Here is a 12,590-nt window from a genome sequence, read left to right as displayed (position 1 = left end):
TCTTTTAAAATGTTGCACTTAAACCGAATGATATAGTCTTGGATAGTGGATAGGTACATCCGTCCCAGTTACCGATGCCGACAGTTTCGGGGTCAAACGTATCGGCCAGACTGGTGATAGTAAATAGATTCTCTGCTGAAACAAAGAAACGCAGATTGTTTACGCAGAATTTTTCTGTCAATGATTTCGGTAATGTATAACCTATGGTAACATTTTTCAAACGGCAGTAAGCCGCATTTTGCAAATATCGGGTCTGTGGGTGACGGTTTCTATCGCTCTCAAGAGGACGCGGATAATATCCGCCCAAATTAGCTCCTAGCGGATTGGTTGTATCTTCTCCACGGAAATAGTCCAAATGAGGTTTGAAGAAGTTAGTCTGCCAGTAACCTACTGCTCCCCAAAACATTGTTGAACCACTTCCCGGCATATAATCGCGTTTCATCGTTCCCTGGAAGAATAATTTTAGGTCGACCCCTTTCCAGGCGGCATCCAGATTCAAACCAAAGTTATAACGCGGTGTGCTGTTGCCTATTTTCTTCAAATCACCATGATCGGTCAGCGTTTTGTTGCCTCTGCTGATCTGACCATCACCATTCAAATCTGCATACATGATGTCACCTGCTCCCCATCCGGAACCGAGTACATCTTGTGCACCATTGGGCATACTGGCTAAATGATCTTTCATCTCTTGATCGGTCTTTGCGATGCCGATAGTTTGGAATCCCCATATATCACCTACATGAGCGCCTGCATAATACGTATTATTATTGTCTTTATCTAAAATTGTGTTTGACGGGTTGGGATATTTATCAATAACGACTTGATTGTCTGACAAAGATAAGGTAACTCCATACTTAAAGTCACGTATCTGGTCGCGCCAGTTCACTTGTATTTCCCAACCTTTAGAAGTCATATCGAGGTTGTTTACTTTTGGAACTGCAATACCTAAGAGGTTGGGTAGTTCAGGGGCGGGACCTACCATGTTCTTGGATTTACGTTGGAAGTAGTCGAATGTTACATTCAAACGATTGTTGAGCATAGATAAGTCTAAACCTAAATCTAATGTTTGTGTCTTTTCCCACGTTAGCAAAGAAGATACCAGAGCGGATTCTTTGGATATATTCGGTTTTGTGCCATTTACCAGCCAACTGCCTAATGCATAATTACCCCATTGGTCTTTGTTAATATCGATTGTTCGATAGAATGGATACCAATTATCTGTATTTTGGTTGCCTAGTTCACCCCATGAACCACGAATCTTGAATGTGCTGATTAAATCGGTCAGATCTTCAAAGAATGCTTCACGGGCAATGTTCCACCCTAAGGAGAATGATGGGAACAAATTCCAGCGGTTGTCTCGGAGGAAACGTGAGGTGCCGTCGTACCGCATATTAATTTCTGCCAGATAACGTCCTTTATAGTCGTAATTTACACGTCCGAAGAAACCGGCTGTTGCCCATTCGGCATACCCTCCTCTGTTTAGTGCATTTGTTTGTGTGGTGTTCAAGGTAGCCACTTCCGACATGATGCCGTCCTGGGAGGCGGTAATGTCACGTTGTTTGAATAGTTCGCTCTGAAAACCCAGCATCACTTTAAAGTTGTGTCCGCTTTCTAATGATTTGTTGTATTCGATAAAGATATTCGGATTAAAGAAATTACTCTTATAAGCATATTCTGTTACACTGGAAGTTTGATTAGCAATGATGTAGGGATTTTTACTTACATCATAACCATAAACGGTTTGATAATCGGTATGGTTGAAATTATAATTGGAACGGTAGTTCAATTCGATGTTGATTTTCCAGTCTTTGACGGGTTCCATGATTAAAGCAAGTTGATGCGCTGTCACGTCGTTTTGTGATTTATATCGACCTCCTTCTGTTAATTGGTAAATCTTGGATTCAACAGTATAGAATCCGTTTGGATCTACTACCGGAATGACAGGCCAGTAACGGCATACATCGAAATAGAATACATTACTCTTGATGTCACCTCCGGCAAATGAAGGAGATTCATAATCCGTACGGTTAAAGCGCATACTGTAACTAATCTTTAACCACTTGGTCAGGTTGGCATTGATTTTTGCTGTAAAAGCATACCGTTGTTTGTTGTCATTACCAAACTTCAACAGACCACCCTGATCGAGATAATTGGCTGAAAGATAATATTGTATTTTATCTGTACCGCCGTTTACGCTCAATGAATGTTCGTGAGTGAAACTGTTGCCGAATAACGTTTTTAGCCAGTCTGTGTTGCCGGCCGGCATTACATCCTTACGTTGCGGGTCGTCGAATGAGTTCCATCTTCCTGCATCAGTCGGCCACATATACTGTGTACCTTTTCCTGCCTGGAAATCCTGAATTTGTTGAAGTTTGACGGCGCTATACATCGGAGTTTGTCCTCCATTGGTTAACTGATCATTAATTGCCAAAGCAAAATTGTATGAATCTGCCATTTCCGGCATATTCAAGGGTGATACAAAACGGAAGTTGTTATTATAGTTAACCACTGTTTTTCCCGATTTACCTTTCTTGGTCGTAATTAGGATTACTCCACCTGGTGCACGAGAACCATAAATGGAGGAAGCAGCTGCATCTTTTAGTACGGAAATATTCTCAATATCTTGTGGATTGATAGCGTTCATATCTCCCTCCATACCGTCAATGAGTACCAATGGCTCTACTTTTGAGCCAGCGCCAATTGTTCCGACACCACGAATATTGAATTTTTTATCAGAACCTAGAGAACCACCACCATCGCCGGTAGAGATATTCATACCCGGAACCATACCTTGCAAAGCTTCTATGGTAGAGTTGACGGGACGTGCCGAAATTTCTTTTGCTCCTACGGTAGATACAGCTCCTGTCACATTCACTTTCTTTTGTGTACCGAAAGCAACTACAACTACTTCGTCCAACGTTTGTGTATTGTCTTTAAGGATGACATTCAATGATTGTCCTGCAAATTTAATTTCTTGAGTCTGATAACCAACAAAAGAGACTACAATAATGTCTCCGGTTTTTACATCACTTAAAGAGAAATCGCCGTTAATTCCGGTGATTGTGCCGTTTGTCGTACCTTTAACTACAACGGATGCACCGATGATGGTTTCACCTGCTGCATCTTTTACTACACCTTTACAAATACTACTCTGTTGTACAACGGAAACTTTTAAGGTGCTAACAGTCTCCGGATAAGCAGTTTCTACTGATATTATCAGTAGAAACAACAACATACTGACTGACTTTAATTGTTTAAACATAGCATTGAATTTAAAGTTTCTCCTAGAATCCAGAATTACTTTTTAATAAGTTCTTTCAGAACTAGGATGGTTTATAAAATTAGAATTAACAGCACAAATATATAATATATTTTAATTTATATCGTTCTTTTTCGAAAATAATATCAAATTCTCGTGCATTTTCTCTTTGCAATCACACGATAAGTTGCATTTCACCTTAATATTTAGGTGAAATGATTTGTTTATTTTCACCATTCTCATTATTTCATCTAACACAAACAGGTACGAAATAGAAATAGAACAGGTAGAAAACAAGTAGAAAAGATTGATTAACAGAAAGCTCCTTTTTTGAATTTAAGGCTTTGAATCCAACGTTTTATGCACGTAATAAGTTCTGAAAGAACTTATTTTTTCATCATTGATTACTGAATCTTAAAAGTGTCCTCTAATTGTAAGAGAGCTGTTTATTTGTGAGTTAGCTACTATTATTAATATGACTCCTGTACAGTCTTACATACATAACCAGAATTTGGTAGATACCAATATATGTATTAAACACTTGGGGGAGATATCTTTTTAAAAGATTTACTTAGACAAATATGTGTTGGCTGTGGAGTATCTATCATTACATCCGGCAATAAATAGCAGATGGCAAAAGACGAAATAGAATAGTCACATATTTCCATCTTTTAGAGATGAAAGCTACTTTTTTCTTTTTAGAAATAGCCTTTTTTATTTGTCTCACAGCCTTGTCAACAGGAGTAACCCAGAACAATCCTTCTCCTTTTGCCATGGCAGTGTCTACAAATCCGGGACGAATATCGGTCGTATAAATAGGATGGTGAGATTTGGTCGCTTTCTGCCGTAGCCCTTCCATATAATTGATTTGATAGGCTTTCGATGCATTGTAGGCAGGGGCAATACCACTGCCCCGAGTACCTCCAACGGAGGAGATAGTAACCAGATGCCCGCTTTTTTGCCGTTCGAAATATCGGAATCCCCAGTCTACAATGTTGGTGAATCCTATCACGTTGGTTAGTAAAGTGGGCTCTTCCAGTTGGTAGGATAGTTTAGGGTTTAGTTCTCCGGTACCGGCACAGATAATCAGTATATCCATTCCACCCATTTTTTGAACGAGTGTCTCAAGGGATGAAATAGTGGATTGTGTGTCGGTGATGTCACACACTTGATAGAATAGTTTGTCTTCGTCACGGGCGCATACCTCTTTCAATAGATTTTCTCTACGACCGGTAATGCCGATAAGGAAATCTTCTTGAGAATAAATTTCTGCCAATCCACGGCCGATGCCGGAGGTTGCACCTATAATTATAATTTTTTTCATGAAATACCGTATACTTTATTTGTCCGCAAAAGTAGGGGTAGGGAATAAATAAACTCTTGACTGAAATCAAGAATTTACTTTTGTACGACTTTTCTTCGGATGCGGCTTAATGTTTCGGGACGGATTAAAAGGTAAGAAGCCAGTTCTTTTAAAGTAATCAGTTTCAGTAAGTCGGGACAACGGTTGATAATTTCGAGATAGCGTTCCTCCGGCGTCAAGCTGTACATTGATATCATCCGGTCGTAGACCTCCCATAACAAAGTTTCTGCAATGCGGCGTCCCAACTTTTGGTGAGCGTCGTTGGTATCGTAGAATTCTGTCATTTGCTGGTAATTGATTACGTATACCGAGCAGTCACATAAAGCCTGTATATCTACATTGGATTTATCCTGTAGCTGGAAAGCCGGATAGTTGCCAACAAAAGAGTGATCGAAAGTATATCCTACGATGCTGTTTTCGCCTGCACTGTTAGTACAACAGTACCGGAAAGAACCTGAACTGACGAATCCCATTGTTTTACATACTTCTCCTTGACGGGAAAAGTATTCTCCTTTTTTATAATAGGTTTGCTTTCCCTGTTGCAATACGAAATCTACAATAGGGGAGTAGTTGATATGGGAAGTATATTTATTGAAATCTTCCACAGTGTCCGGAGATTATCCTTCGTTTATCACCTGAAATCCGGCCTGCTTCAAATCCTCCCAATATCCGGGATATGATTTGGTAACGACCTGCGGATCAGCAATAAGCAAATTAGAATGACAGATAACTGCCGGAGCAAATGCCATAGCCATCCGATGATCTTCGTAGGTGTCAATCACCGGAATTTCCTCCGGTTCACATCGTTCGCCATTCCACATTAATATGCTGTCATTTTCTTCCTCAATAACATATCCCAGCTTTTTAAGCTCTGTGCGCAATGCGGCAATACGATCAGTCTCTTTTATTTTCAGACTTTGTAATCCTGTGAAACGGAAAGGAATATTCAGCAAGGCACAAGTAACGACAAACGTCTGTGCCAAGTCCGGAATATCGACAAAATCCTCTTCCAGCCTTTCCGGCGCTTTACCTGTTTTTTTCAGTTTCACACCCTGCGATGTAAATTCGGTAGTTATGCCTAAGCGTGAGAAAACTTCTGCTCCCCGACTATCACCCTGATAGCTGTTACGGAACAATCCTAACAGCTCTATTTCTGCTTTGGGAGACAAGGCAGCAATCTGATACCAATAGGAAGCCGCGCTCCAGTCACTTTCCACTTTGAAAGGAATGCTCTGATAGAGTTGTGGAGCAACGGAAATACAGTTTGGAGAAGTCCATGCGGCTTTGGCTCCAAAGTCCTGCATCAGTTGCAATGTAAGATTAATATATGGACGGGAAATAATCTCCCCGCTCAAATGCAACGTCAAACCGTCTTTGAGTACCGGACCTATCATCAGTAAAGCAGATATATATTGGGAACTGACATTTCCTTTCAGTGTTATTTCATTTCCTTTCAGCTCTGCCCCTTTGATACATAGAGGAGGATACCCTTCATTGTGGGTATACTCTATTTCAGCTCCTAACTCCCGAAGAGCATTGACTAATATCTGTATCGGACGTTGCTGCATACGTGCTGTTCCTGTGATGGTCCGTTCTCCCGGAGTCACACTTAAATAGGCGGTAAGAAAACGCATAGCAGTGCCCGCAGCCATGATATCAATCATCTCTTTCCCTTCGGTGAGAGCCTTTATCATCACCTGTGTATCGTCACAATCAGACAGGTTTTCAGGAGCATACGTTCCTTTACCCAATGCATTGATGATTAATGCACGATTACTGATACTTTTAGAAGCCGGCAACTGGATAGCTGCTGTTACCGTTGAGGGAGGGATGAGTTTATAGAGCATCATATTTAAATATATTCTTTGTTATGAAGTACAAAAGTAGAGATTTATTCGGAGACTTCCAACTGGTTTTGGCTCTTGGTAAGGGAGTTGAGGTAGTATCTATCTCTTCCGGCTTATTCTTTTTATTATTAACAATGGTTTGTTTGGAAAGAAATTTTATATTTGCAGTATACTAATAATAAGCTCATGAAAATAAAATCCTTGTATGCCTTATTGTTTTGTATTTTTACGACTGGATGTTTGGACGGTCAGAAACAGTCGGATCATGCAATCCTTATCGCTTATACGTCAACAGAATTTCCGGAATTAGGCTCTTCTGTCTGTTATTTGAATGAACGAGGTGATACGGTGATTCCTTTTGGTAAATATCATTATGGAGGGAGTGATACCATACGGCATATCGGTTTTGTAGTGGAACCTCATACCCCCGGATGGACAACGATCAACAATAAAGGAGAAAAACTTTTTTATACCTTTAGCTTTGATAATGGGCCGGACTATGTAGAGGAAGGGCTTTTTCGTATCATAAACGATGAAATGCTGATGGGGTTTGCCGATACATTGGGGAATGTCGTCATCCAACCGCAGTTTGCTTTCGTTTTTCCTTTTAAAGACGGGAAGGCCGAAGTGACCTATACCGGGGCAAAGAAGGCAATGGATGATTATGGGGAGCATTGGATGTGGCAAAGCAATCATTGGTTTTATATTGATAAAAAAGGTAATAAATTGAAATGAAAATATCGAATATACGTTTATTAAACCAACAGTTGTTAAGTCCTCTTTTCTCTCAACCGAAGGAACTTGTGTCCTGGATGGGAGCCATACAGGCGCAGAATTATTCCATGGTAAAGTGGGCAGTAGGAATGCGTTTGAAGTCGGCAACGATTCAGACTGTGGAGAAAGCGCTACGCGAGGGTGAGATTTTGCGGACTCATGTTATGCGTCCGACATGGCATCTGGTAGCGGCAGAGGATATCCGATGGATGTTGAAACTTTCTGCCGAGCGTGTGATAGCTGCCAATGAATCTTATGCGAAAGGACATGATCTGGATATTTCAGAAGAACTTTATGCGAGAAGTTATCGGTTACTGGAAAAGATTCTTAGTGGAAAAAAGAGTCTGACAAGGCAGGAAATTGCTGAACATTTTAGCCGTTCGGGAATTGTGGCGGATAATCATCATATGACTCGTTTTATGACACGAGCGGAACAGGTAGGTATTGTCTGTAGTGGAGAAGATAAAGGAAGTAAATGCACGTATGCGCTTTTGGAAGAACGTGTCCCGCCAATGCCCGAATTGACAAAAGATGAATCTTTAGCTCGTTTGGCCAGAAGCTATTTTCGGAGTCATGCTCCCGCCGTTTTGCAAGATTTTGTCTGGTGGTCGGGACTGCCTGTTACCGAAGCACGACAAGCTGTCTATCTGATTGATTCAGAATTGACTACGGAAGAATGGAATGGACAGACATGGTATATTCATGAAGATTGCCGGACTCGTGGAAAAGTCTCCGGAAGTTTACATCTTCTTCCTTCTTATGATGAATATTTGCTTGGGTATAAAGACCGGACAGACGTTTTGCCTAAAGAGCATTATGCAAAAGCATTTACGAATAATGGTCTGTTTTATCCGATTGTTCTTCATGAGGGGCAGGTGATAGGAAACTGGGATAAGTCTGTTAAAAAAGGAGGCTCGTTCATAGAACATTCATGGTTCCGGCTGGATGATTGTGTCGATGAAGTTGCTTTGAACCGTGAAAAGGACAGGTATATACGATTTTGGAAATAATATGAAAAACGTATATTCTATCTTTCTGCAATTCACCTCTATTAATTATAGTATTTGTTTTTAATCCCCTTCACCCGTGAATGCCCTATTTATCAGGTGTTCAGAAGAAAGGTGAAGGAGATAGATAAAATGCTATATCTGTAGAAAGAACGGATATACCTCTTATTAACTCTCAAAAGCATAGCTTTAGACTGGTTAAAGCTATGCTTTTCATTCCCTAAAGCTATGCTTTAGTCAGGTAAAACAACCTGTATATGTGAAGTACCTATTTATTCATTTGTTTTTTGGCCCATTCCAGTCTTCGTTGATCGGTTAATGGAGTCACTTTAAATTCTTCGAATGTAGCGGTGAAGCCTTTCCCGTCCGGACAAGCTCCCATCAACCCAACCATGACAGGACAATTATCTTGCAACCAACAAGTGCGCATCATAATATATTCTTTATCGTCACGTGAGAAAAATATTTCTACTGCATCCAAACGGCGGACTGCTTTTATCCATATAGAACGGGGAGCATCCGGCAACTGCACTACGCTCCAATCGCTAGTCCGATGCGTTACAACAGCACTCACATTCTGTTTGCCATCTACATATTCCACACCTGCTTTGATCCAGTTTTCATGGTCGATGCGCAGCATTAATCCCATTTGGTCGAAAGTTGTTACGTAATTGCCGGTTATCTTTACTTTGGCTTCGAATTCTCCACCGTAAGTGGCATAATAGAAAGGACCGTCGTCTACGGTAAATCCATAATGAGAAATCCGCCAGAAGTCAGTTTTTGCCGGAACGTCCATCACTAAAGTTTTACCATCTTTTATTTCCCATTGTTGAGGCTCATTCAGCCAGTTCATTTTATTCAAACTTTGTCCCATAGAAGAAGTTGCTACTGCCATAAAGGCTATTGACATGATTTTGATTTTTAAATATTTCATGATTATTTCTTATTTGATTATCTTTGTGGTGCAAAGATAGCACAAGCCGCCGTGTGTAACAATACTGAATAATAACCATTTTATAGAATGGACGTATTACAAAAGGAAATAGATGAAGTTTATGCAACGCAACCGATCACTGATGAAACATTGGATAATAGGGTTGTAGAGCAGCATCGGCGATTTATTCATTCATTGACAGAGATAAATGGCGGGTGTGCTGTAATTTCGGATCTTTCGAACAGGAAGAGTTATATTGCCGTTCATCCGTGGGCACATTTCTTGGGGTTGACTCCCGAAGAAGCTGCGTTAAGTGTAATTGATTCTATGGATGAAGATTGTATTTACCGGCGTATTCATCCTGAAGATTTGGTAGAAAAGCGGTTATTGGAGTATAAGTTTTTTCAGAAAACCTTTGCAATGCCTTTCGATGAACGGCTGAAATACCGAGGAAGATGCAGAATACGTATGATGAATGAGAAAGGAGTGTATCAGTATATTGATAACTTAGTGCAGATTATGGAAAATACTCCTTCGGGAAGTGCATGGCTGATCTTTTGTCTTTATTCCCTGTCGGCAGATCAACGGACAGAGCAAGGTATATACCCTACCATTACTCACATGGAACGTGGAGAAGTGGAAATACTTTTCTTATCGGAGGAACATCGCAATATATTGTCCGAACGTGAAAAGGAAATACTTCGCTGTATACGTAAAGGACTATCAAGTAAAGAGATTGCAACAACCCTTTATATCAGTGTGAATACAGTCAACCGGCACCGGCAGAATATTTTGGAAAAACTTTCTGTCGGGAATTCGATAGAGGCGTGTCGGGCTGCTGAATTGATGAAACTGTTGTAATTGTAATCCAATTTTTTCACCTGTTTTAAATGATCATGTGTGAATGCATCTACTACTACTTCAGTTTCCACCATAGAAATGGTGAAAGCTTTGGCGCCATATCCGAGATATTTCAGATTGCTCATTTCTGTTTGAAATAAAGCGGCTGAAATATCTCCGGAAGTGCCATAAGGTTTTAGTAGATTGGTATATTGTTTTTCTATTTCCTGAAAAAAGATTCGTTGCTCCATAAGGTATCGTCTGCATCGAAAGCTATAACTATAATAAGTCCTTTCATCGGTTTCGTCGTCAATTTATGATTTTTGTAGATATCCGGGTATCTCATAGAGCAAAGATAGAAGAAAAATCAATATATCATTTAAAAGTTGACTTTGATATTTTTTCGGAAAATAATATCTTCTGCATTTCTCCCGATCATAATTGTATAATCTCCATCAGCTTTTTCCCAACCGGACTGACCGTAATACGCTAGTCGATCAAAAGGAATTTTGAGTTGGATTGTTCGTTTCTCCCCTTTTTTTAAAAACACGTTTTCAACAGCTTTGAGCTCTTTTACCGGACGGGTTGATTCTCCCCACCATTTTCGGGTATATATCTGGATTAGTTCGTGTCCGTCCATTAAGCCGCTATTATAAATAGGTATGTTGACAGAAATAAATTTTTCCTCAATGCTGATGTCAGGCTGCCCATATTCAAAAGTTGTATAGGAAAGGCCGTAGCCGAATGGATATTGTGGCTTGTTGTCAATATCAATGTAACGACTTGAGTAGTTGCCTTCCTTGTCTACTGCCGGACGACCTGTGTTTTTATAATTATAGTATACAGGGATCTGACCTATATGCTTGGGAAAAGACATAGGTACTCTTGCCGACGGATTATATTTTCCTGTTATGACATCCACCATGGCATTACCGGCTTCTGTTCCGAGAAACCATGTATAAAGAATGGCGGGTGCTTTTTCTGCTATTTGGTTAAAGATTAGTGGTCTTCCACCCATTAGTAAGGTTATGCATTTTTTATTGACCTTATAAATTTCACAGGCAAGTTCTTCTTGTACTCCGGGAATATGTATGTCACCTCTTGAACGGGCTTCCCCACTCATTCCCCAGTTTTCTCCCAAAGCCAATATAACCAAGTCGGACTCTTTGGCTGACTTGATGGCAGCCGGAAAACCTGACCTATCATTACCGGAGATAGAACAACCTTCTATAAAAGTGATTTCAGTTTGTGGAAATTTGTTTTTGAGTGCTTCAAGTAAGGTGACGGCAACATCTGTTTCGGCAGCTACTGTCCAGTTGCCGTCCATAGCCCGTTGGAAATTGGCCAATGGTCCGATGACGGCTACTTTTTGAGGTATCTTCACTGGAAGCAGACTGTTGTTTTTGAGTAAGATAATGGACTTGCAAGCCATTTCGTATGCTGTTTTCCGGTGTGAATCCGTTAATATTTCATCAGCTTCTTTCTGGCTGTTGCAATATCGATACGGATCATCGAAAAGACCTAATTGATATTTTTGTACCAAGACTTTGCGAACTGCTTCATTTAAGGTAGCTTCTGAAACTTTCCCGGTTTCTACTAATTTCTTCAGTTGGTCGGAATAGACATTACTTTCCATATCAATGGTAACTCCTGCCTGAATGGCTTGCATAGCTGCCATTTCCCTGTCTTTGCTATAACCGTGTACTACCATCTCCCAGATGGAAGCCCAGTCGGAGACTACGAGCCCCTTATATCCCCATTGTTTATAAAGCAGATCATACAAGTATGCATTGCCGGAGGAAGGTACACCGTTAATCTCATTAAAAGAGCACATAAAACTGGCCACCCCATTCTCTGCTGCAACTTTGAACGGAGGAAGGTAAACATTATGTAATGTTTGCATAGAAATATCCACAGTGTTATAATCTCTGCCTCCGATAGCTGCTCCATAAGCTGCGAAATGTTTGGCGCAAGCCATTAGCTGGAGTCCGTCGTCGAAAGGTTGCTGGTAACCGTTAATCATTGCTTTCCCCATTTCGCAGGCCCAGTATGTATCTTCTCCCGGTCCCTCCATCACTCTTCCCCAACGAGGATCGCGAGCAACATCAAGCATTGGTGAGAAAGTCCAATGAATACCGGAAACCACCGATTCACGTGCTGACACCCGGCATGATTGCCATATGGCTTCTGTGTCGAAACTGGAAGCCATGGCCAGGGGAATAGGAAATACAGTCCGGTAACCATGAATGACATCCAGTCCGAAAAGAAGTGGAATATGCAGTCGTGATTGCATGGCGAGTTCTTGCATGGAACGAGTTGCATATTCACCGCATACATTCAACATAGATCCTATTTTCCCTTCTTTAATCAGTTTCCGCTTATCTCCGGAATCAGTGATAGGACCGGTTGCCATTTGGAATCCCGTTATCTGATTAAGTTGCCCTATTTTTTCATCCAATGACATTAACCGGATGATAGAATCTGCCTTGGTCTCATAACTTTGCTGGGCAAAGATTGAGGATGAAGTGATTATTCCTAAAAGGAGTATGATGATATGTTTCATGTT

Annotated in this window: 9 protein-coding genes and 1 pseudogene; 3 read left to right on the top strand and 7 right to left on the bottom strand. The window is 40.7% G+C overall.

Annotated elements, in window-relative coordinates; genetic code table 11:
- Positions 1-4 precede the first annotated feature (4 nt).
- The 4 genes from AB3G73_RS11845 to aroA all read right to left on the bottom strand — a co-directional run bounded on the left by AB3G73_RS11845 (position 5) and on the right by aroA (position 6,469).
- Positions 5-3,262 carry a SusC/RagA family TonB-linked outer membrane protein gene (locus tag AB3G73_RS11845; RefSeq protein WP_367745010.1) on the bottom strand — a complete coding sequence of 1,086 codons (3,258 nt, stop codon included), beginning with the start codon at positions 3,260-3,262 and terminating at the stop codon, positions 5-7.
- A 604-nt stretch (positions 3,263-3,866) separates the two neighbouring features.
- Positions 3,867-4,583, bottom strand: a complete 717-nt coding sequence (locus tag AB3G73_RS11840; RefSeq protein ID WP_195649151.1) for an SDR family NAD(P)-dependent oxidoreductase — start codon at positions 4,581-4,583, stop codon at positions 3,867-3,869.
- Positions 4,584-4,657: 74 nt separating this feature from the next.
- Positions 4,658-5,227, bottom strand: a complete 570-nt coding sequence (locus AB3G73_RS11835) for a Crp/Fnr family transcriptional regulator (RefSeq protein WP_122136413.1) — start codon at positions 5,225-5,227, stop codon at positions 4,658-4,660.
- Positions 5,228-5,239: 12 nt separating this feature from the next.
- Positions 5,240-6,469, bottom strand: a complete 1,230-nt coding sequence (gene aroA, locus AB3G73_RS11830; RefSeq protein ID WP_217721334.1) for a 3-phosphoshikimate 1-carboxyvinyltransferase — start codon at positions 6,467-6,469, stop codon at positions 5,240-5,242.
- 186 nt (positions 6,470-6,655) lie between these two features.
- Between aroA and AB3G73_RS11825 the strand changes: the two genes are divergently transcribed.
- Both AB3G73_RS11825 and AB3G73_RS11820 read left to right on the top strand, forming a co-directional pair.
- A complete protein-coding gene (locus AB3G73_RS11825) occupies positions 6,656-7,204 on the top strand; it encodes a WG repeat-containing protein (RefSeq protein ID WP_367745008.1) in 549 nt (182 codons plus the stop codon).
- On the top strand, positions 7,201-8,253 hold the full coding sequence (locus AB3G73_RS11820) for a winged helix DNA-binding domain-containing protein (protein WP_217721262.1): 1,053 nt from the start codon (positions 7,201-7,203) through the stop codon (positions 8,251-8,253). The genes AB3G73_RS11825 and AB3G73_RS11820 overlap by 4 nt, the downstream gene beginning before the upstream one ends.
- A 265-nt stretch (positions 8,254-8,518) precedes the next feature.
- Here AB3G73_RS11820 and AB3G73_RS11815 read toward each other — a convergent pair whose 3' ends face one another.
- Complete coding sequence (locus AB3G73_RS11815; RefSeq protein ID WP_367745429.1) at positions 8,519-9,160, bottom strand: DUF1349 domain-containing protein; 642 nt, start codon at positions 9,158-9,160, stop codon at positions 8,519-8,521.
- A gap of 111 nt (positions 9,161-9,271) precedes the next feature.
- Here AB3G73_RS11815 and AB3G73_RS11810 point away from each other — a divergent pair, with 111 nt between their 5' ends.
- Complete coding sequence (locus AB3G73_RS11810; protein WP_195649149.1) at positions 9,272-10,045, top strand: response regulator transcription factor; 774 nt, start codon at positions 9,272-9,274, stop codon at positions 10,043-10,045.
- 62 nt (positions 10,046-10,107) lie between these two features.
- On the opposite strand, the pseudogene AB3G73_RS11805 reads toward AB3G73_RS11810, so the two are convergent.
- Positions 10,108-10,322 (bottom strand): annotated as a pseudogene (locus AB3G73_RS11805) (HAD family hydrolase); the annotation flags it as partial.
- An 81-nt stretch (positions 10,323-10,403) separates the two neighbouring features.
- Complete coding sequence (locus AB3G73_RS11800; protein WP_195649148.1) at positions 10,404-12,587, bottom strand: glycoside hydrolase family 3 N-terminal domain-containing protein; 2,184 nt, start codon at positions 12,585-12,587, stop codon at positions 10,404-10,406.
- Positions 12,588-12,590: the final 3 nt, after the last annotated feature.

Origin of the sequence: Bacteroides sp. L008 (assembly GCF_040812255.1) — a bacterium.
In the GTDB taxonomy this organism is placed as follows: Bacteria; Bacteroidota; Bacteroidia; order Bacteroidales; family Bacteroidaceae; genus Bacteroides; species Bacteroides vicugnae.
This window is presented reverse-complemented; position numbering and strand designations above follow the sequence as displayed.